At 51.5% G+C, this 21777-nt stretch carries 16 protein-coding genes; 7 read left to right on the forward strand and 9 right to left on the reverse strand.

Annotation, left to right across the window (positions count from 1 at the left end; translation table 11 throughout):
• Nucleotides 1–54: 54 nt before the first annotated feature.
• Complete coding sequence (ligA, locus tag JNJ77_21440) at nucleotides 55–2061, forward strand: NAD-dependent DNA ligase LigA (protein MBL8825165.1); 2007 nt, start codon at nucleotides 55–57, stop codon at nucleotides 2059–2061.
• A gap of 43 nt (nucleotides 2062–2104) precedes the next feature.
• On the opposite strand, the gene JNJ77_21445 is transcribed toward ligA, so the two are convergent.
• From JNJ77_21445 to JNJ77_21455, 3 genes are all read right to left on the reverse strand, one after another.
• Nucleotides 2105–4165: a spermidine synthase gene (locus JNJ77_21445; GenBank protein MBL8825166.1), complete on the reverse strand. Its 2061-nt coding sequence runs from the start codon at nucleotides 4163–4165 to the stop codon at nucleotides 2105–2107.
• Between the two features lie 150 nt (nucleotides 4166–4315).
• Nucleotides 4316–4597, reverse strand: a complete 282-nt coding sequence (locus tag JNJ77_21450) for a hypothetical protein (GenBank protein ID MBL8825167.1) — start codon at nucleotides 4595–4597, stop codon at nucleotides 4316–4318.
• A gap of 39 nt (nucleotides 4598–4636) precedes the next feature.
• Nucleotides 4637–4945, reverse strand: coding sequence for a redoxin domain-containing protein (locus JNJ77_21455; GenBank protein ID MBL8825168.1), 309 nt, complete (start codon nucleotides 4943–4945; stop codon nucleotides 4637–4639).
• Nucleotides 4946–5070: 125 nt separating this feature from the next.
• Here JNJ77_21455 and JNJ77_21460 point away from each other — a divergent pair, with 125 nt between their 5' ends.
• Nucleotides 5071–6018: an aldo/keto reductase gene (locus tag JNJ77_21460; GenBank protein MBL8825169.1), complete on the forward strand. Its 948-nt coding sequence runs from the start codon at nucleotides 5071–5073 to the stop codon at nucleotides 6016–6018.
• Nucleotides 6019–6290: 272 nt separating this feature from the next.
• Nucleotides 6291–6710, forward strand: a complete 420-nt coding sequence (locus JNJ77_21465) for a hypothetical protein (protein ID MBL8825170.1) — start codon at nucleotides 6291–6293, stop codon at nucleotides 6708–6710.
• A 10-nt stretch (nucleotides 6711–6720) separates the two neighbouring features.
• On the opposite strand, the gene JNJ77_21470 is transcribed toward JNJ77_21465, so the two are convergent.
• Nucleotides 6721–8415: a helicase-associated domain-containing protein gene (locus JNJ77_21470; GenBank protein MBL8825171.1), complete on the reverse strand. Its 1695-nt coding sequence runs from the start codon at nucleotides 8413–8415 to the stop codon at nucleotides 6721–6723.
• A 35-nt stretch (nucleotides 8416–8450) separates the two neighbouring features.
• Complete coding sequence (locus JNJ77_21475; GenBank protein ID MBL8825172.1) at nucleotides 8451–8912, reverse strand: hypothetical protein; 462 nt, start codon at nucleotides 8910–8912, stop codon at nucleotides 8451–8453.
• Nucleotides 8913–9055: 143 nt separating this feature from the next.
• Here JNJ77_21475 and JNJ77_21480 point away from each other — a divergent pair, with 143 nt between their 5' ends.
• Nucleotides 9056–9952, forward strand: a complete 897-nt coding sequence (locus JNJ77_21480; protein MBL8825173.1) for a HEAT repeat domain-containing protein — start codon at nucleotides 9056–9058, stop codon at nucleotides 9950–9952.
• Between the two features lies 1 nt (nucleotide 9953).
• Here JNJ77_21480 and JNJ77_21485 read toward each other — a convergent pair whose 3' ends face one another.
• Nucleotides 9954–11195 carry a cysteine desulfurase-like protein gene (locus JNJ77_21485; GenBank protein MBL8825174.1) on the reverse strand — a complete coding sequence of 414 codons (1242 nt, stop codon included), beginning with the start codon at nucleotides 11193–11195 and terminating at the stop codon, nucleotides 9954–9956.
• Nucleotides 11196–11310: 115 nt separating this feature from the next.
• Here JNJ77_21485 and JNJ77_21490 point away from each other — a divergent pair, with 115 nt between their 5' ends.
• From JNJ77_21490 to JNJ77_21500, 3 genes are all read left to right on the forward strand, one after another.
• Nucleotides 11311–12696 carry a sulfatase gene (locus JNJ77_21490; GenBank protein ID MBL8825175.1) on the forward strand — a complete coding sequence of 462 codons (1386 nt, stop codon included), beginning with the start codon at nucleotides 11311–11313 and terminating at the stop codon, nucleotides 12694–12696.
• 195 nt (nucleotides 12697–12891) lie between these two features.
• On the forward strand, nucleotides 12892–16341 hold the full coding sequence (locus JNJ77_21495) for a PQQ-binding-like beta-propeller repeat protein (GenBank protein MBL8825176.1): 3450 nt from the start codon (nucleotides 12892–12894) through the stop codon (nucleotides 16339–16341).
• A 53-nt stretch (nucleotides 16342–16394) separates the two neighbouring features.
• Nucleotides 16395–18920 carry an ABC transporter substrate-binding protein gene (locus JNJ77_21500; GenBank protein MBL8825177.1) on the forward strand — a complete coding sequence of 842 codons (2526 nt, stop codon included), beginning with the start codon at nucleotides 16395–16397 and terminating at the stop codon, nucleotides 18918–18920.
• 50 nt (nucleotides 18921–18970) lie between these two features.
• On the opposite strand, the gene nadA is transcribed toward JNJ77_21500, so the two are convergent.
• From nadA to JNJ77_21515, 3 genes are all read right to left on the reverse strand, one after another.
• Nucleotides 18971–20086, reverse strand: coding sequence for a quinolinate synthase NadA (gene nadA / locus JNJ77_21505; GenBank protein ID MBL8825178.1), 1116 nt, complete (start codon nucleotides 20084–20086; stop codon nucleotides 18971–18973).
• 519 nt (nucleotides 20087–20605) lie between these two features.
• A complete protein-coding gene (locus tag JNJ77_21510; GenBank protein MBL8825179.1) occupies nucleotides 20606–21532 on the reverse strand; it encodes a hypothetical protein in 927 nt (308 codons plus the stop codon).
• A 130-nt stretch (nucleotides 21533–21662) separates the two neighbouring features.
• Nucleotides 21663–21777, reverse strand: a 115-nt coding sequence (locus JNJ77_21515) for an IS5/IS1182 family transposase (protein MBL8825180.1), incomplete at its 5' end; no start/stop codon positions are given.

Genomic DNA, 21777 nt, shown 5'->3' on the forward strand with positions numbered 1-21777 from the left:
GCTTTAACTGCATTCCCTGACTGGATATGGGATTACGCCCATACAGGATTCTTTATGCCCAGCATTACCCATGAACTCTCCAAACTTCGTGAAGAAATAAGCAAACATGATCGCCTTTATTATGTAGATGCTACCCCCGTTATTTCTGATCGTGAATACGACAAACTCATGCAGAAGCTGCTGGAACTCGAAAAGCAGCATCCCGAATTGATCACGCCTGACAGTCCATCGCAGCGGGTAGGTGGCGAACCCATCGCAGGTTTTGTGCAGGTTCGCCACAGCGTGCCCATGCTTTCGATTGACAACACCTACAACGAAAGCGAACTGCGTGAGTTCGACCAGCGAGTTCGCAAACTGCTGGGCACCGATGACTTCCTCTATATCGTTGAGCAGAAGGTGGATGGCGTCTCTGCATCGCTGGTTTACGAAAACGGCATCCTCGTGCAGGCAGCCACCCGTGGTGATGGCGTTACTGGCGATGACATCACCCACAACGTCCGGACCATTCGCCAGATTCCACTGAAACTGCAGGGTAAGCCGCCGGCCCGTCTGGAAGTCCGAGGCGAAATCTACATGACCAACGCGGAGCTTTCCCGGCTCAATGTCATCCAGAAGGAACGCGGGGAGAACATTTTGAAGAATCCGCGCAACGTCACCGCGGGTACTTTGAAACTGCTCGATTCCCGTATCGCAGCGGAACGCAAACTCCATTTCTTCGCCTACGGCGAAGGCTCGCTCGATGGCTTGCCTGTCAAAGCCCACAGTGGCTTTCTCGACTTCATCAAATCGCTGGGCATTCCTGCTGTCTCGCATAGTCAGCCGGTGAAGACCATTGATGAAGTACTCGCCTATTGCCAGACTGATCTGGAAAACAAGCACAGCCTCGATTACGAAACTGATGGCATGGTCATCAAGGTTGATCGGTACGATCAACGCATGAAACTGGGGGTGACCACCAAATCTCCTCGCTGGGTGATTGCCTACAAAGTAGAACTCTGGCAGGCGAGCACCACGATTAACAGTGTCACGCTGCAGGTAGGCAAAACGGGTATGATCACCCCGGTAGCAGAACTGGAACCGGTAGAAATTGATGGCACCACGGTGAGCCGGGTCAGTCTGCATAATTTCGATGACATTGCACACAAGGATATCCGTGTGGGCGACTGTGTAGTTGTTGAAAAAGCAGGGAAGATCATTCCGCATGTGGTTCGCGTGGAATTGGAAAAACGACCTGCCAAAAGCAAGCCACTGTTGCCTCCAACACATTGTCCAGTTTGTAAGGGAAATGTTGCCAAGGATGAAGGTGGCACCTATCTCCGGTGTATCAACCCCAGTTGCCCGGCACAACTCAAAGAACGCATTCGCTTCTTTGCCACTCGGCAAGCCATGGATGTGGAAGGCCTTGGACCTGCGGTCATTGATCAACTGGTGGATCAGAATCTGGTGAAATCACTGCCTGATTTGTATGAGCTTACACTCGATTCGCTGATGACGTTGGAACGAATGGGAACGAAGTCAGCTCAGAATCTGCTCGATGGCATTGCGAAAAGCAAAGAGCAGGGGCTGGCCCGCGTGCTCACGGGCTTAACCATCCGGCATGTGGGTGTCAGCACAGCCAGGCTGCTGGCGAGCGAGTTCGGCTCGATAGATGAACTGGCCCAGGCAGGGGAAGATCGCATCTCGCGCATCGAAGGCATTGGGCCGATCGTCGCCGAGAGCATCGCCGAATTCTTCCAGCAGAAATCAAACCGGGAACTGATTGACCGTCTCAAAGCTTCTGGCGTGAAACTCACTGAAGATCGAAAGGCACCTGCCGCTGGCACCGACGATTCTCCCATCGCAGGCAAATCGTTCGTCGTCACTGGCACACTCGAAACCATGGGCCGCGATGACATCGAACAGCTTATCCGCGATCACGGCGGCAAAACGTCATCCAGTGTCAGCAAGAAAACCAACTACGTGGTAGCAGGGGACAAAGCAGGCAGCAAGCTGGATAAAGCCAAAGAACTCGGAGTTGAAGTGCTCAGCGAGAAAGAGTTTCTGGCGATGATCAAAAAATAAACCTCGTCACAACATGACGAGGTTGTGGAATGTGGATAATGGTCTACTTAATCGCCTTCAGAAGTTCGTCCACGAAGGCATCTTCGTCTTCCTGCTGCTGTTTCACCTGGGCAGCCTTTTTGCGATATCCAAAACGCTTTTCAAACAGCGGAGCGGTCAGGTTATCAACCGGTGCATAATCATCAGTCAGAATGATTGGTGTCCATGGCAGAATTTTGTCCTTCTTATACAGACTTTCCAGCCAGGTGGGATCACGCCAGCGTGTGTTCAGATAGGTTGTCAGTGTTTCTGGTCGGATCACATGGGAAACCGTATGCTTTGGAGACTTTTCTTCTTCGTACTTCTTGTCCAGCTCGCCGAGATACTTTTCATAGTCATCCCAGTTCTGCTTCGTGGCGCTGCCGACCACAATTACGGTGTCGTGACCAGTGAAGTAATCAAGATCGGTCGGCTTGAGATAGGGTGAGTGTTCATCATGCTGCCTTTTCTTCAGCCAGGCAATTTGCGTCGCATATTTGGTGGCATCCAGGTCTTTGATGGCATCTTCCAGCAGCCCCTTGGACAAGGGTTCGATGTACTTTTCCAGTTCATTCTTCTTCAGGTATTCAATGATCTTCTGGCGATCCCTGGCAGCTTCGGTCAGAATCAGCACGACATTGTCATCACCAAATGCCTTTCGCATGGTCGCGATAAAACTGGGAAGGAATTTGCCGATGGAAACATGGTCAATGACTAATGACATCACCAGTCCATTCGGTGTCAGCAGGTTTTTCATCTGCTGATCGAATTCGAGTGTGGTCAGGTGGAACGGAACCGACAGATCATTGAAGGCATCACCGAAGATGAACTCATACTTGTCATTGGTCTTTTGCTTGTCAAGCACGTACAGCCGAGCATCTTCGTTCTTGGTAACCAGGCGTGGGTCATTTTTGGGGGCACCCATGAATCTTTCAGCTACATAGGTGACTTTCGGGTCGATCTCCGCCACCTCGATGTGGCAATCCTTGTAGGTGTGATGAAAAAAACGCTGCATGGTGTACCCACCGCCACCAATGAACAATTCGCTGTGCTTGGTACTGCCTTTGCGATTGAGTTGCCAGCCTACCAGTTCTTCGTAAATGCGAAGGTATTCATATTCAAGGTAAGCGGGGTCTGAGACATCAGAATGGGAATGCGTGAGGTTGTCCAGAATCAGGTAGTTCAGTTCTCGAACCTCCTGTGTCATGGCATCGGTGTGATCATCCGTGATAACTCGCAAGGTGTAATAGTTGCTTTCCTTGAAATACGGAGCGTTTTCATACAGTCTTGATATTTCAGCATCCTTGATGCGTTGAAACAGCGACCTAGGTCTTTTCGGATCATATTCGTCGATATTCAGGTAAGCAGGTCGCCCCAGTTTGTCGATGAGTGTATCGCGAGTCTGGACATACTTATCTGGAAACAGAAAACCCAGCGTGGCTATGGCCAGCACCAGGCCTGCTACAGCTCCCCCCACATACTTCGTGCCAGAATAAAACAGTCCACCCGCCAATGGTGCCATGACAATCAACAGCGTGCCTACACCATAAAGGAGTACACGGGTACTGAACTCTTCGATCAGGAAGAAACCGGTGGCAAAGGTTCCCAGAATCGAACCAATGGTGCTGAATGCATAGATACGTCCAACTATGGAGCCGGTGTTCTTCAGGTCTCGAATGATGAGCTTGATAACCATCGGCGAAATCATGCCCAGCACAATGGTGGCAGGAAGGAAGATGATCGAGGTGTACACCACGATTCGCCACATCAGGCTGACTTCGCCCTTTTCATAAATCTTCCAGTTGCAGATGGTATCTGCCAGGATAGGAATCGCCATGCTGAGCAGCCCGGCAAAGAGGAGAAACCAGCCGAGCGTTGCCCGTCGTGGAAACCTGTCCGCCAGCCAGCCTCCCAGCCAGGCACCGATACTGATGCCACCTAGGCATACACCAATGATGCTGGTCCAACTGTAAAGATGCTGGCCGATGTAGGGCGCCAGGATACGACCTGCTACCAGTTCAATTACCATGATGCAGAAGCTGGCCGTAAACGTGACAAAGTAGGCGAACAACGTACCCGATTTCATGGTTTATCCTTCAATGATTCCGATGGGTCGATGCTACGCTCAAGGGCAAACCGCGTCAAGTAATGGAAGCAAATAAGCTGATAGCTGGCAGCAGTAAGCTGTCAGCTATCAGCTATGAAAGTGCACTCATATAAACAGCGAGCTGCCAAATTACTGGGTTGTTTTTTCCATCTCGGCAAGCAACTGGTCTACTGCCTTGTCCATCGCCTGGCCGCGTACATTGGTAAAGCGAATCTTTCCCGTGTGATCCAGAACATAAATGGTGGGGAAGCTGCGGACTTTCCATTCCCGGCATATTGGGCCACTGGTAGTCTTGTCGTAAAACGAACGCCACGTGACCTGATCCTTCTTGCTCCGCTCTTTGACCATGTCGCGGTTCTGGTCAGTATTGATGCCAATCAGTGCAAAGGGTTTGCCTTCGAGCCTCTTCACAAGCGACCGCTCGTGAGGAATCATGGCTACACAGGGTGGTCACCAGAAACCCCAGAAATCGAGGACAACCACCTTGCCTCGATAATCACTCAGCTTGAATGCGACGCCGTCTACATCTTCACCTGAAATTTGTGGAGCCATTTGGCCAATGCTGGTGCCAACGGGCACGCTGGGGTCAGCTATGGGCGGGGCATCTTCCGGCGCGGGATTAGTCTTAACAACCTTGGGTGGGACATCGTTCTTCTGGGCAACAGGCTTTTCGCCATCGCCTTTGAAGATCAGATAACCCATAAACCCGATCAGAACCAGAAACACCACCGCTGCTAACGAAAGCAGTGCTTTTTGCATGGGCGGATACCTCCCGGAGGAAATGGATACTCAGCAAGCTATACCATACACTTGTCCCGCCATAGACACAATGGGCTGGATGCGGACAATAGCATTATCATCGAAATTCCATTCTGGATGACATCATGAAAACCCGGCAACTGGGTAACTCCGATCTGCACATCACGAAAATCGGCTTGGGTGCCTGGGCTATTGGCGGAGGCAACTGGGCCTTCGGATGGGGGCCTCAAGACGATGCTGACTCCATCGCTTGCATACACGAAGCGGTCGATGCGGGTATCAACTGGATCGATACTGCACCGGTGTATGGCTTGGGGTATTCCGAAGAAATTGTCACGAAGGCGCTCAAAGGAATGGCACAGAAACCCTATATCTTCACCAAGTGTGGACGCATCTGGGATGACAAGCGGCAAGTTGGCAAAAGCCTGAAACGGGATTCCGTGCGTCGCGAATGCGAAGCCAGCTTGAAGCGGCTCAACATCGAGAGGATCGATCTCTATCAGATGCACTGGCCTGAGCCTGATGAAGATGTCGAAGAAGGCTGGGAAACCATGGTCAAACTGAAAGAGGAAGGCAAGGTTCGCTGGATAGGTGTTTCCAATTTCAATGTGAGTCAGTTAAAACGAGCTGAGCGGATAGCGCCGATCACTTCGCTCCAGCCACCCTATTCACTGATTCGCCCGGAAGTTGGTGCGGAGGTACTGCCTTATTGTCTTAAGCAAAACATAGGAGTGATTGCCTACTCGCCAATGGGTTCAGGCTTGCTTACGGGGACCATGACGAGAGAACGCATTGCCCAATTCCCGGAAGATGATTTTCGGCGAAACAGCAAGTTTTACCAAGAGCCACAATTATCCAAAAACTTGCAGCTTGCTGAACTCTGCAAAGAGATAGGCCAGCGACATGGCAAAAATGCTGGCGAAGTAGCCATCGCCTGGGTGCTGGCTAACCCCGCAGTCACCGGTGCCATCGTCGGCGCTCGCAAGCCCGGACAGGTCGCAGGCTTCATCGGCGCCATGGATTGGCAACTGCCTGAAAGTGAATTGGTGGGACTCGATGGTATAGTGTCATGATGCTACATCTGTATCATTCTCGATCAAACAATACATTTCACTGGCTCAAGAACTTTCGTTCTCCAACATCAATGCAACTCTGCCACGGTGTCGATCAATACGAACTTGGTTTCTTTTCGTGCAGCGTAATGCCATTGGCACACTGATTGCTTTGATGCGAAATACCTGAAGTGTTTCGCTTGGCATCCGCCTCTTGATCTCTCCTCGGCATGCAGGTGATCTGCTTTCAGACTCGCTGATGCAAACACTTTTCCTGTTTCAAGGAGTCTGTCATGAGACGATGGCTGCGGTGCGCGCTGATGATGAGCCTGCTTACAGGCCCGATACCGATTCTGGCCCAGGGCCAAGGACAGCAGAAAACCTGTCCAACGAATGCCTCCACCAGCGGCAGCACAACAGGGAGCACGGCTTCAGCAACAGGGTCGGCAAACAACCAGGGCATGATGAATCCACAGCAGATCATCAACCAGATCAATCGGTTGGAGCAGTTGCTGCTTCAATTGCAATCTGGCCAGGTTACCCCGCCTGCAAATAGTGGCATCTCAACAGTCCAAGCCATTCAGATGATCAGGCAACGCATTACGATGCTGCGTACCCAGTTGGCACAGTTGCAGACGTCAGGGAATGCAAACTCTGCCATCATGTCCCAGAGCAGGCCACAACAAGGCGCTGGCTTTGGAAAAAGGAAGTGATGAAGTGAGGCTACTCCGATGCTGTTGGAACCAGATCCGCAGCATCGACAATCGTGTAACTGTATCCCTGTTCGGTCAGAAACAGTTGCCGATGGTGGGCAAAGTCGATCTCGCGGGTATCACGAGTGACGACGGTGTAGAAATGGGCTGATTCGCCACCAGCTTTCGGGCGCAAGATGCGTCCGAGCCGCTGGGCCTCTTCCTGGCGGGAGCCAAACGCACCGCTGATCTGAATCAACACATTGGCATCGGGCAGATCGATGGCAAAGTTGCCTACTTTGGAAAGGATCAGTTGCTTCACTTCGCCGGTGCGAAATTGTTTATACAACTGTTCCCGTTCCTCCTGTGGCGTAGCACCGGTGATCAAAGGCATGTTGAAACGATCACGCAGTTCGCGAAGCTGTTTGAGATACTGGCCAATGATGAGAACCTTGGCTGTCGGATAGCGTTTCAAGAGTGCTTCCACCACATCGAGCTTGGCTGGATTCTCGCTGGCTACCCTGTACTTATTGCGCAGTTCCGCAACGGCGTATTCCATCCGCAGTTCCTGGGGCAGCCCCAGCCGAACTTCAGTGCATTGTGCTTCTGCGATCCAACCCTGGCCTTCCAGTTCCCGCCAGGGCACATCGTACTTTTTGGGCCCGATCAGGGTGAAGACATCAGATTCTCTGCCATCTTCCCGAATCAGGGTTGCAGTGAGCCCAAGTCGGCGGCGGGCCTGTATCTGGGCGGTAATGCGAAAGACCGGGGCGGGCAACAGATGCACTTCATCATAGATGATCAACCCCCAGTCTCGCTGATCAAAAATCTTGAAATGGGGAAACTCATCAGTCTTGCTGTCGCGATAGGTGAGAATCTGGTAGGTGGCCAGCGTGACCGGGGCAATGGTTTTCGTCTCGCCGGTGTATTCACCGACGTCCGCTTCGGAGAGAGAAGTCTTGTCAAGAATCTCCCGATGCCATTGCTTGACTGCAGTGGTACCCGTGGTGAGCACCAGGGTCGATTTCTGCATCAAAGCCATCGTCGATAATCCGACAATGGTTTTCCCAGCGCCGCAAGGCAGCACAATCACACCAGAGCCGCCTCGCACATCGCCGCCTGCATAGAACACATCGCAGGCTTCCTGCTGATAGTCACGCACACCGAACGACAAACCGCCTCTGGTGATAGTTCGTAGCTGCAGAGCCAGGTCAGCGCCTTCAGTGTAACCTGCGAGATCTTCGGCAGGATAACCTACTGCGATGAGTGCCTGTTTCAAAACACCCCGGAAGCCGGTATCAACGGTGAAGCTGTCCGGCGTGAGGCGATCTCCCAGATAGACTGCAACTTTCTTTTGTCGCAACAGTTCGGTGAGCAGTGGTTTATCGGGGCAGACCAGTTTCAAATGTTCGCCATGCCGTTCCAGGCGAACCCGCCCGTATCGCTGCACCACTTCTTCAATATCGGGAGCGACGTTATGCGGTATCGGGAACTTGGTGAACTTCTGCAGGACTTCCACCATCTGGGTTGCGGTCATGCCTGCTGCAGCAGCGTTCCAGAGCGACAGGTTGGTCAAACGGTAGGTATGAATATGTTCCGGGCTTTTTTCGAGCTCAGCAAACGGAGCCAAGGCATCGCGCGCAGCGGCATACTTGGGATTATTGACTTCTACCAGGATCGTACGGTCACCCTGGATGATGAGCGGATTCAGCGGATCGTAATGCATCTGGATATGATAGGAGACGGTAAAGTACCAGAGCGTTATTCAGCCGGAGTTTGTGGGGTTGGAAGCTCCACAAAATCCGACTTGCTGCGTTGATATGCCAGATACGCTCGTATGGAAGGCATCAGAAAACAGAGTGTGATTACCAGGTGGAACGCTATCAGTGCAACCAGAGGCCACCAGGCAGGCAGATACTTGCTGAAAAATAACGACTGCTCACTGGCTTCCAGCTTGCGATATCGGTCCACCAGCATGTAGGCAAAACTGCTCGTCGTAATGATCCCCCACATGATCACCAGCCAGTAGATCAGCATGTCGGAAGTGAAGATCAGAAATACCGCAACTGCAATATGCGTTAAAGGCAAAACAACAGAAGTCCAGTTGAGTTGCTGGGTGTTGAAATTGGAGAGTGCCAGACCAGCGATGGCCAGCCGCTCCAGAATCAGAAGTGCCACCGCTATCATGAACAGCAACCGGCCGCGTTGTACCGTGGGATTCATGGTCAGTCCTGTTCCGACCGGGAGAGTGAAGAAGTCACACGAAGTCTCTTGTATACTTCATCATCCGATGAAATACTAGAGAATAGCTGGTGTTTTCTAGTGGTAGTGTAACGGGCAGCTTTACCGAAGGAAAGAGAGCGCGCTTGTACGGTCTTCTTTTTCTCATGGGTTCATCAGTTCTGCTCTTCTCGCAGGTCAGCGACGAAGGCATATATCTGAAGCGCAATGCGTCATCGTGGGCTGGTGACCTGCAACATCAGGATGTGCGAGTGCGAAGGGCAGCAGCCTATGCACTCGGGAAACTGAATAAGCATACCTTGCCCTACATCAACAGCTTGAACAAGGTTCTGCTGCAGGATACCGATGCAACAGTGCGAGCCAGTGTTGCCAACACTTTGGGAGAATTAGGTGGTCTGGCTCCAACAGAAGTTACTGCTGGCTTAAAGCAATCAATGGAAAAGGAAAAGGAAGTTGCAGTTCAACGTGCCGTCGTCCTGGCGTTAGGCAAACAGGGACAGCAGGCAGCATCAGTAGAAGCACAGATCAGAGCTTTTCTGTCGCACAGCGATGTCAACCTGCGCAAAAACGCTGCTTGGACCCTGGGACAACTGGGGCCGGTTGCTGAAGCGTCGATTCCAGCGCTCATCAAGGCAAACTCTGATTCGGATGCATCAGTACGTGCTGAGGCAATTTCCTCGCTAGGCAACCTGGGCATCCTTGCACAGGATGCTATCCCCGGCATTGTCAACGGGTTATCAGATAAAGAGAGCCTGGTCCAGGAACAAAGCATACTGGCGATTCGCAAGATGGGGCCTGCAGCTTCTGCAGGCATTTCACCATTACTGTCAGTCGCGGAATCGGATCAGAAACAAATCACACTCAGGCAGGCTGCCCTGGTCAGTCTTGAAGCGATTTGGCCTACCGGGCATAAAGATCCCGCATCCTGGCAGCGGTTGCAGGCTCTGGTACAATCCGCACCTTCGGAACTGCAGCCTACTGCACAACGCACCGAAAAGAAAATCGGTGCGATTCGACAATAATTCATGACCTTTCGTCGCTGCCGATTTCCTGTAAAGCCATCAGCACCCGATCGACTTCTTCAATGGTGTTGTAATGGAGAAATCCGATTCTCAGCATGCCATCGGGTTCCAAGCCCAATCGTTCTGTCAGGGGCTGTGCATAGAAATTTCCCGCCCAACTGTAGATTCCCCGTGCTGCCAGTTCAGTGCTGAGTTGCTGGGCTGTCAGACGTTCATGCAGTATTCCAAAAGTACTGACACGATCCTGCATCGTGCCATGCCCCACCACTCGGTAGCCATCCATCATGGCTACACCTTGCAGGAAATGTGAACCGAGCCGGTGTTCGTGGCTTGCTATGACATTGTAAGCGGAAACAAGCATATCCCGTAATGAACTGCCCGAACTGGCAAGCGAAGCCAGGTAATCAATGGCTGCTCCCACACCGGCAATGCCTTCGTGATTTTGCGTGCCAGTCATCCAGCGATCGGGAACAGTATTGCTGGCTGGTCTGACTTTGTAGGGTTGGATTTCTTCAAGAAGATGCCGATGACCCCAGACGATGCCCACATGCGGGCCAAAGAACTTGTATGCTGAGCAGGCAATGAAATCAGCACCAGTGGCTGGTGCATCAATCAACAAGTGCGGTGCATAATGGACTGCATCGAGAAATACCAATGCACCAGCTGCATGTGCCAGTTCTGCAATCTTCGTTACTGGATGCACGGTGCCTACCGCGTTGGATGCCATGCCAACGGCAACCAATCTCGTTCGGCTGCTGAGTGATTTCTGCAATGTGTCAAGGTTCAGAGCACACGTCGTTGGATCAATGTCGATCCATCGAACTGTGACACCTCGATCCCTTGCTGCCAATGCCCAGGGTGTTACGTTTGCATCATGGTCACAATGACTCAGAATGATCTCATCGCCTTCGTTCCAGGTTTGTGCAATTGCCCGACTTAGCGCAAAAGTAAGCGAAGTCATGTTGTTGCCAAACACGATGCAATCTGGATCGCTGACATTCAGGAATGCAGCCAGCTTGCGCCGGACTTCCAGCAGCAGGGCATCGCTCTCGATACTCGTTGCAAAGTAGCCACCATGATTGGCATTGCGATGCATCAGATAGTGATGCATCGCCTGTGCCACAGATAGCGGAACCTGGCTGCCTGCCGGGCCATCAGTGTAGATCACATAATTCTGATCATGCTTTCGATTCAGCGCCGGGAACTGCTGGCGAATTCGCTGAAGATTCAGGCTGGTGCTCATGCATATCTCGCAGGCTTTTGGTTGCTCAGGGCAGAACTGTTGTTACAGTATGGAACAGTTATACTGATTGGCGGAAAAGAACATGCAACGATCCTTGCCTTATGTCTTGCTGGTGATGTTGTCGCTGCAAGAGGTTGGCTGGGGACAGCCTGCTGATACGGAAAAGCATCCCAATATTATTCTGATTTATGCTGACGATATGGGTTATGCAGACCTGGGCTGTTTTGGCAGTACGAAACATCGTACGCCACATCTGGATAGCCTCGCAAAAGAGGGAGCCAGGCTCACACAGTTTTATACCGCACAAGCAGTTTGCTCAGCATCGCGGGCAGCATTGCTTACCGGGTGTTATCCCAACCGCATCGGGATTCTCGGCGCACTGAATCACCGTAGTACGCATGGCATTAACAATCAGGAACTGACCTTGCCTGAAATGCTGAAATCCGTCGGATACCAGACGGCACATTTCGGAAAATGGCACCTGGGACATTTACTTGAATTTCTACCCACCAGACATGGATTCGATATCTACTTCGGCATTCCCTATTCCAACGACATGTGGCCGAACCATCCGACAGCAGGGAAATATTATCCTGATCTTCCCTTATACGATGGCACCACGGTTATTGAAACGAATCCCGATCAACGCATGTTAACGAGCAGGTTCACCCAGCGTGCCGTCGACTTCATTCAGCAACAAAAGGACAAACGATTCTTTATTTACCTGGCACATCCGATGCCTCATGTGCCTTTGCATGTTTCTCCTGAACGGGCAGGCAAATCTGCGGGCGGGTTATATGGCGACGTCATTGAAGAAATTGACTGGTCGACAGGGCAGATTCTTGCGACTCTTTCCAAGCTGGGTCTTGATGAGAAAACACTGGTCATCTTTGCTTCTGATAACGGCCCCTGGCTGTCGTATGGAAATCATGCAGGCAGCGCAGGGAAGTTGCGTGAAGGGAAGGGCACCAGTTTCGAAGGAGGCGTTCGTGTCCCATTCCTGGCACGTTGGCCCGACAAGATTCCCGCAGGCCTAGTCAGTAACGAACCAGCCATGACGATCGATATATTGCCAACTTTGGCCAAGCTGACTGGCGCTTCCCTGCCAACTCATCCGATTGATGGCAAAGATATTATGCCTTTACTGACCTCATTCGGAGCAAAGTCTCCTCACGAAGCCCTCAATTACTTTTGGGATAGGGAATTGCAGGCTGTGCGCAGCGGGCCATGGAAACTGCATCTGCCCCATCGGTATCAGACGCTGAAAGGTAAGCCGGGCAAGGATGGTAAACCTGATGCCTATGAGGTCAAGCAGTTGGAGAAATCCCTCTTTAACATCGAAAATGATCCTGAAGAAAAGAACAATCTCCTTGCTCTATATCCCGATGTGGTAGTTAAATTAATGCGATATGTTGATGCAGCGAGGAAGGATCTGGGCGATTCGCAAGAATCAATCAAGGGAACAGGAGTGCGTGAGCCGGGAAAGCTTAAGTTCCAGTGAAGAATGCCAAGTAGGGAAAAAGAGGTAAACCGCTGAGGTTTGCTGTGACAATCGGTCTAATCAGAACATATAATGGCATGTATTGCATGAACCATGGTTCAAATGCAAATCTGTATATTGAGTAAGCTTCCCTCGCTTACTAAACTGTGTTTTCCGTTCCGGATGCGTTCAAGCCTGTTCTGATGAGGTTTGCGTGTGGCTATTATCGTAAACTGTCCCGCCTGTGGTACTCCAGCCAGTATCGAACCCCAGTTCTTTGGCAAAAAGCTCCGCTGTGCCAATCAATCATGCCGCCAGACCTTCCGTGTACAAGCGGATGGCAGTGTGATGATGGAAGGTGGAAGGCCGGAAACTCCGCGCACTTTCGATTGGCAAAACAACCCACCTGCCCAGGAAGCCCAGGAAGGCGATTGGCTATCAGCTCCACCTCCCATTCCTGGCTCTGAACCTGAAGGTGGAAATCCCCAATATCAACAGGCAGAAATTTATCCCTCTCAAGAGGGTGAAGAAGGCGATGAAGAGGAAAGCAGCTATACTCCAGGCGATTACGGATACGGCAGAAAGAAAAACAAGTTCCTGGTCATCCTGATTTTCCTTGTCATTCTCCTCATCGGCGCCAGTGCCTTTGGCTTCTGGCTGTATCAGCAGAACATCAACCGGGCAGTTGCTGAACTCAAAAAGCGATTGAACGAAAATATGGATAAAAAACGCTGGGAAGAAGCAGTTGATGCCGGCTCCCAGTATCGGGATAAGATCAAAGACGCTGCTGAAATTAAGGAAGTTGATTTTTCACTAGGCTGGGCTCAACTGCAGCAGGATCTGGCCGGAAGCAAGTTGAACAGCAAAGAAACAATCACCAAAGCCGTCAACAATATTCAGAACTTCTACAAGACATATCGAGGCGATGCGAACTTCAGGCCTCTCCGCAAGGATATGACCGAATCAGCCTATGCTCTCGTGAAAGCAGCCTCAGATTTCCTGATGGAAAATCCTGACTCGAGCATGCACGATGCCCTGCAGCCTGTTCTCGATCTGGCTAAGGAAGTCGGAAACAGCGTTTCCGATCAGGATCAGGTGAAAATCTGGGCAGAAGAATCCGAGAGCAAGTATAAGGAAGCGAGAACCTTCATTGATGCCAGCCTGGCGAAAGCCAATTGGGTGGTACGGATGGATGATGTGCTGGCAAAGGAAAACCTTGGTCAGATTGATGCCTTGCAGAATGAATATCTCGAACTGGTCAAAAAACATCCACTCCTGAGCAAAGACAACGACCTGACCGCCAAGGCGGGTAACCTCAAAACCGTGGAACCAGGCTGGGTCAAATACAGCAATAGCAACAGTGCACCTTCACCAAATAAGCCCTCGTTTGGCCCCAGCATACGCATCTGTCCGCCCGTGAAAACTCCCGAAGGCACTCAGGATGATCAAAACGTCGTTCTGGCAATGGCTCGTGGAACTCTCTATGGTCTCTCAGCCAAAACCGGAAAAGATCGCTGGGCCTTGCGCGTCGGGCAGGATGTGCGTGAACTTCCCCCCCGCATTTCACTCGGTGGTGAAGTGCCTGACATTGCTTTCGTGGTGACCACCGAAGATGCAGGCCAGACCTACTTAAGTCAGATGAATCTGATGACGGGTGAACGAAGCTGGACTCGACGTCTGGCTGGTGCCTGTTCCGTCGGGCCGGTGCTGATCAGCAATAACCGTCTGGTAGTTCCCATGAAGGAAACCGTGGCTCTGGTGGAAGCGGGAACCGGGAAGATGACAGGCTTCTTTACCCTATCCGGTTACGACATCAGCTCGCAACCTGCTCACGACAGGGTCCGTGACAGGCTCTTCGTCCCCGTCGATCGTGGCCGAATTTTCGTTCTCGATCTGGCGAATCGTAAATGTATTGGCGTCATCTACACTGAACATTGGTCAGGACAGATGAAAGGCTCTCCTTTGATAATCGACGATTTAATGGTTGCCTGCATTGCAACCGGCTCAGGCACCGGTACCACGCGCATACGCGGCTACGATATTTCCAGCAAAAGTGCAACGCCCCAGTTTGATCAGATTGGCAGTTACGATCTGCCCGGACATGCCTCCACCACTCCTTACGTTGACGGCAACGAAACGCTGGGTATCGTTTCAGATCAGGGACTTCTCTGGCTGTTTGGCATTGGTAAATCCAGTACTATCGGCACTTCGCAGAGCAAGGGGAGCACGCCATTCTATCCGCTCACCCCCAAACCCATGCCGCTGAAACTGCAGGCCAACACCGAACTGAAGAAAGATCAGCCCCGGCCTCGCGTTCAGGTGGCCCATGTTGCCCTGAACGACTGGTGGGTTTTTACACATGACCACCTGGTGCGTAATGTCTATGATCCGTTCCGGGGTGTCATGAATCCTTCGCCACTTGGCTCCTTGCCATTGGGAAGTCCGCTCCATCGTGCAGAAGTTTCACCCGATGCACGACTGGTCGTCATGGTCACACAGCCTAAAGGCCAGGCTCAGATGATGGCCAGCGGCATTGACCGCACCACGGGCAAAATTGTCTGGCAGACTCAACTTGGCACCGAAGCCTCCCAGGCTCCTGTAGCACTGGCTGGCGCGGTTGCCATGCTGGATCGTGGTGGCGCTATCTTTTCGGTGAAGATCAATGACATCAATGCCGATGCCCAATGGCAGGTGTGTGGCACCTGGCCGGCGCTGCCACTGGTCGCTGCATCACATCGCCTGGTTAAGACCATGAATGGTAAATCACTGGTCAGTGTTTCGTACGATCCAGCCAGGGCCCGCATCATCCTTCGCAAGATTGACCCGACAGGCCAGGACAAAACGGAAACTCGAGAATTTCCCCATAACATTGCTCCTGCTGGAACACCCATTGCCCTTGATGATGGCAACACCCTGGTACCATGCAAAGATGGCAATATCTATCTGTTCAATTTTACCTCAGGCAACACGGTCACCAATTCACTCTTCTCCTGGCGTGATCCCCATGCCTTCACCAATGCAAGCGGTCATCTGCTGGCTCCTTCGATGAACCAGTTGATTGCTACCAACGGATTGAACAAGGTTTTACGCTGGCAGCGAGATGCTCAAGGCACCTGGAAGAAAGTACCTAACGATCTGGAACTGCCTGATCGTATTGTTACCCCTGTCATTCTGCTGCCTGAAAACCGCGTTGCAGTGGGAGATCAATCAGGCAACATGCACTGCTTGTCACTGGCTACGCTGGGAACCTCCAGGCAGTGGGCCGTGAAGGGCAATATCACCAAAGGCCCTTTCCCGGTGGGAACTCAGGGGTTCGGCTGCGTGGTCGATGGCAAGCGACTCTGGTGGGTCAATTCCCCGGATGACGAAGAAGGGAAAGTGTTTACCAGCAGAGAGATATCCTCCATCATTGGTGAAGCCAGTCCGATGGGTAATGAACTCCTGGTTGCTGTTCTCAAGCGCGATGCTGGCACCGGAATGCTGGCGAGCTACCTTTGGATTGATGCAGCCAGCGGCAAGGTCACGCAGACCGAGAGGCTGCCTGAAGGTCTGGCACCAGCTTCGGGTGCAACCGCACTTGGCAAGAACCGAGCCTTTGCTCCACTTTCGGATGGCACCATTCGCATTCTGATCAAGCCTGAACCCGCGACGGCTTCTCGTCCATAATAACCTGCTCTGATAAGCCTTTATCCAAATCAAGCCCGATTGAGAACGTAAACATGTCCCGCCTACTGAAACGATGCTTGTTGATTGGCTGGCTGCTGATAGCTGGTAGTTGCCTGGTACTGGCTCAGCCACCCGCTTCCCCACAATCACTGGGTTGGGGGCCTTTCAACCTGGCTGAAGAAGCCAAGGCTGCCACGATTCCCGAGGTCAAAAAATACCTCGAAGATATGAGCCAGACTACTGATGAAGTGGTCACCACCGCTGGCAAAGTGTATCGTACGGCGCCAATTCCCAGAAAATATGATCCCAAGGAAGGCAAGCAACTCGATTTCACACCGATTGAAGGTCAAAGACTGACCCTCGAAGCCAGCCAGATCCGCGAAGTCACTCATTACGAACAGCGGGTTCTGGAAAAGACCAGACAGTTCCTCGAAAAGCGATTGGACACTCCGGGAACCCCAACGCCTCTGTCCCGTTTTCTTCAATTGCGTACTGCGGAAATGGTCCTGACGGAAGCATTTCGATATCACCAGTCGCTACGGTCACAAGGCACTCGCGACAGCGCTACCTGGTCTGGTATGGATACTGAGCTCAAGAACAAGCTCTTTGCCATCCGCATTGATGAACTCCGTGCCCTGACCGCTGAGCGTGATTACGTCACCGCTGAAGCACTTTCTCAGAAAATGTTTCAGTCTGCACCAGGCGATCGCGTATTGCTTGATGTCATTGAGCAGTTTTACATCAAGATGTGTGATGATCACTTTGGGGAAAACAACACGCTACAGGCGCGTTTGACTCTCGAAAAACTGCGTGATCGTTACCGAAATCCGTGGACTTCCATGTCGACCCGCCGCATTATCGAACGTTTGGAGGAAGAAGCACGCAAAAATTTCGAAAAGTCCAGAGCTGCGGTTGAGGAAAAGAACCGCAGTGGTGCATTGGCTTCGCTGGAAGCAGCAGAACAGGCCTGGCCAACACTGCCTGGCTTGCGCGAATTCCGAGTGAAACTGCTCGGTGAATTTTCCGTACTGCGGGTCGGCGTCCGAACACTGCCTGCGGTCATGTCACCACTCACCGCCATCACCGATGCGGACAAGATGGCCTGCCGACTGCTCTACGAACCACTGGTTGGCGCTCGCCATGCGCCTTCAGGAAGCGATGGCTACTTTACCTCACTTACCGAATCGCCTCGCCGCATTGCCAAAGGCTGGGAATTTGTTCTTCCAACCGGGCTGAAATGGTCGGATGGCAGCCCGGTGAAGTCCGATGATATTCTCCGCAGTTACGAGTTCATCAGCCAGCCAGGCACCCCGGCGTTCAATCCTTCCCTCGATAACGATGGCCTTTTTGTTGTCAATCAGATTGATGAAACCCGCTTCACCATCACATTCAAAGCGCCGGTCCTCGACCCGTTGGCATTTCTCAATTTCCCGATTCTGCCTTCAAGCAGGCTGCCTCGCGATCAATCAAGTTCAGCCGCTGCGACGGCTTTTGCCAAGAATCCGCTCGGCACCGGACCATACATGTTCGCCAGTGCTGAAGGCGATGAAGTGATTTTCAAGGTAAATCCCCACTATCAGAGAGCTTCTGCTCCACAGGGCCCTGCAATCAAGGAAATCCGCTTCATCAAGTACAGCGACTGGGGGGTAGCACACAAAGCCCTGCTCGATGGCCGCTGGCAGATGCTGCTCGATGCTACTTCCAAGGAAATGGATGAAATCACAGGCAACCCGCAGGCTGTCGTGTTTACCCCCACCGAAACCCGAGCTGCTGATGGCTCTGCTACTCCCAAGTTGACCAACCCACGCATCTATTATCTGGGTTTCAATTACCGCAAGCCTCACTTCCAGAAGAAGGAAGCCCGTGAAGCCATTTCCATGGCCATCAATCGTGACGACATCATCGAAAAAATCTTCCGGGGAAAAACCAGGACCAACCATGCGTCACTCAATGGCCCGTTCCCGCTGAACAGTTGGGCGTACGATACGGCCAGCTTCGGCCAATCTGCTTACGGATCCGTGCAGGCAGCAGCTAAGGCACGTGCCGCAGGCCGCATCCCCGATTTGAAACTTGCAGTGCTCGCAGAAGATATGCATGGCATCCAGGCCTGCAACATGATTGCTGCTGACCTCAAGAAGATTGGCATCAACTGTACCGTTGTTCCCACTCCCGCGAACACCCTGTTTGTAGACATGTATAAACCAGTGCCCGAGTTTGATCTGCTTTACACCACGTGGGATTATGGCAACGAAAGTCTGAACCTGCGACCGCTGGTCGATGTCACCGCTGCCAATGGCGCAGGAGCCAACTACATGGGTTACCAGGTATCACCTGCACCGCAGGATCCCACGTTGATGCGCTACCTCAGCAACAGTCTCAATAACCGCGAGTTGGAAAACGCCCGACGACAGATGTATTCCATACACAAGCACATGAACGACAATGCAGTGATCGCTCCGCTCTACCAACTCGATAAGCACATTGCAGTGCACCGCAGCCTGGATCAATACGAACGCTTCCACCCGGTCTACGTCTTCGACGGTGTCGAGAAATGGGTCATTAAATCCGGCGGACAGTAGAAAGTACTTTAAGTTTGGATAAGCCCACGGACTACTGTCCGTGGGTTTTGTCACTTCACCTGCAGCATCCTGTCCAGCGCCAGTTTCGCATCTCGTGCCACATCCTTGGGCACCACAATCTCATTTACCACTTTCCCATTCACCAGGTTCTCCAGCACCCAGCACAGGTGAGGCAGATCAATCCGGTACATGGTGGCACACATGCACACCATCGTCGACAGGAAATGAATCTCCTGCTCCGGATGCTCCTGCTTCAGGCGATTGACCAGGTGCAGTTCCGTTCCAATGGCCCATTTGCTGCCCGGCGGCGAACCAGCCACCGTCTTCAGGATGTATTCCGTAGAGCCTACCAAGTCAGCCTGGTCTATCACTTCCATCATACATTCAGGGTGCACCAGCACTTTGATCCCGGGATGCTGCTTGCGGAAGAAATCCACATGCTGCGGCTTGAACATTTGATGCACGCTGCAGTGCCCTTTCCACAGAAGGACTTTGGCTTTTCGCAAGGCATCAATGCTGTTGCCTCCATGTCTTTTCGATGGATCCCAGACGATCATTTCATCGAGCGGTATGCCCATCTTTTTGGCAGTGTTGCGGCCCAGATGCTGATCGGGGAAGAACAGCACCTTGCTCCGCTGGGCAAATGACCATTCGAGCGCAGCCCGGGCATTGCTGCTCGTGCAGACGATGCCGCCTCGCGATCCACAAAACGCTTTCAGGTTGGCTGCAGAGTTGATGTAGGTCACTGGCATGATGTCATTGGTATCTACTGCATCGCCTAGTTGATCCCAGCAATCCTCCACCATGTCAATATCTGCCATGTCCGCCATGCTGCAACCGGCAGCCAGGTCAGGCAGAACGACCCGCACTTCCTCGCGTGCCAGGATGTCTGCTGTCTCGGCCATGAAATGCACGCCGCAGAACACGATGTACTGGCAATCGCCACTCTGAGCCGCCAGCGTGGCCAGCTTGTAGCTGTCGCCTCGCAGGTCAGCAAAGGCAATCACTTCATCCTGCTGATAGTGATGCCCCAGAATCAGACATTTCCCGCCCAACGTTTTCTTGGCCGCCTGGCAGCGCGCGGTGAGTTCATCATCCGAAAGCGAACGGTAAGGCTGAAAGCTCGGATCGAGCGTCTTTTGCGTAGGCAACGGTGTATCGATCATATCGAGAGTCATGGCTGACTCCTAGTTAATTTGTGGTGAAGGTATTCTACGGGGTGGGTGGGGGTTGTATTTGTAGCATTCTACGGGATGGGGCAATGTACTGGGTGTCAGCGTTTCGGTGCTCCGTAACAATGGAATCTTTGGGCTCGTAGTAGATTTTAAAAGACAATATTACAGAGGAGAGTGGGCATAGTCGATGACAGTTACTGAGAATCAGTGTCACTGTAAAACCTCGTAAGCAATGCATTTAGCTACGAAGTAGGCTTATCATCCTGAACTTTAGTAACTGCTCTGCGGATGACAGTGCTCTTGAGATTCTCCCAATATCGACCGAGTCTGCTGCTAGGTGGAGGAGGCTTTGATGAGATAACAAAATGGTTCTTGCAAAAAGCACACTTCACTTTTGTGCCAGCAGGTATCTGATCAGGCACAGACAGAATTTTCAGGCATTGGGGGCAGCAGATGGTGGCTTTCATGGGTCACTCCAGTTCAAGATAAACAATCGATGGATATCGCTCATCATTTTGTAGGCATGGCAACTTGCTCAATATATCCGTCACCAACAACAACAAAACTTTTTTCGTCCGGAGCAAGTGCTAAGTCCCATGGTATAGCTTCGAACTTCTTTATACCAATTACGCTACGAGTTTTCAAATCAACCACGCGAACACATTTGTCGGCACTGGCTTTTCTCTCTATATCAGTAGCAAATTTCTTGCTGCCACTTCCTATTACACCGAATGAAGCATCTCTTGTAATAGCACATGATGTCAAGCCAGAAGAAAACCTAATTGCGCTAAGCTGATGACCATTATCCAAGCTGTATAATCTTGCTGTACCATCAAGGCTTACAGACAACAGCATTTTGTCATCGGGAGTTATCATACATCTCTCGGAACCATTTTTTAGATCGTGACCACACAATCGCATGCACTCTCTTTGCGACATGACATCCCAGACACGAATAGGACTAGAAAATGCATCTCCAGCAATGATTTTTTTCCCATCTGAAGTCGCCCTCATTGCTTTGACTAGGAAGCCATCAAAGCTATATTTACGTATACACCTTCTTGAATCAATGTCCCAAACTCTAATGTTGTTTGACTGAATCCCTTCCCACTTTCTACCTCCTGCGATCAATTGTCTTCCATCTGAAGTGAATTCTATTGCTTCAATTTGATCCTCCATCTCATTGCCTGAAATATCAAACAGAAACTTATCATTCTTGAGTTCCCATACTCGTATGATTGCTTCATTTTTGAAGCCACACGATGACGCGACATATTTTCCATCATTTGAAATTGCTAGACCAATGCATCCAGTTTTGTTCTTGTATCTCTTAACTATTATTGCTTCATGATAGTCCCATACTGTTACGTATCCGTCTTTTCCACCCGTCACTAATAAATTTCCGTCTTTTGAAATTCTAACGCTATTAATGTTCATATTTGGTAGCCTAAATCGCTTTATAGATTTAAGGGCAGCAGGATCTCTCTCGGTGACATGGGGAACAGGAACATCGGGGTATGATATGTATGGCTCATTTATGTACTTAGAGCATCTAACAAAAAGAACATTAGAGGAAATAGCCGCAGATGACGATGCACCCGAGTAGCATGAACGCTTCGTGGATGTCATCGCGTCGTTCATAGCGAACCCGTAAGCGTCGAAATTGATGTAGCCAACTGATG

Source organism: Planctomycetia bacterium, assembly GCA_016795155.1.
Taxonomy (GTDB): Bacteria; Planctomycetota; Planctomycetia; order Gemmatales; family HRBIN36; genus JAEUIE01.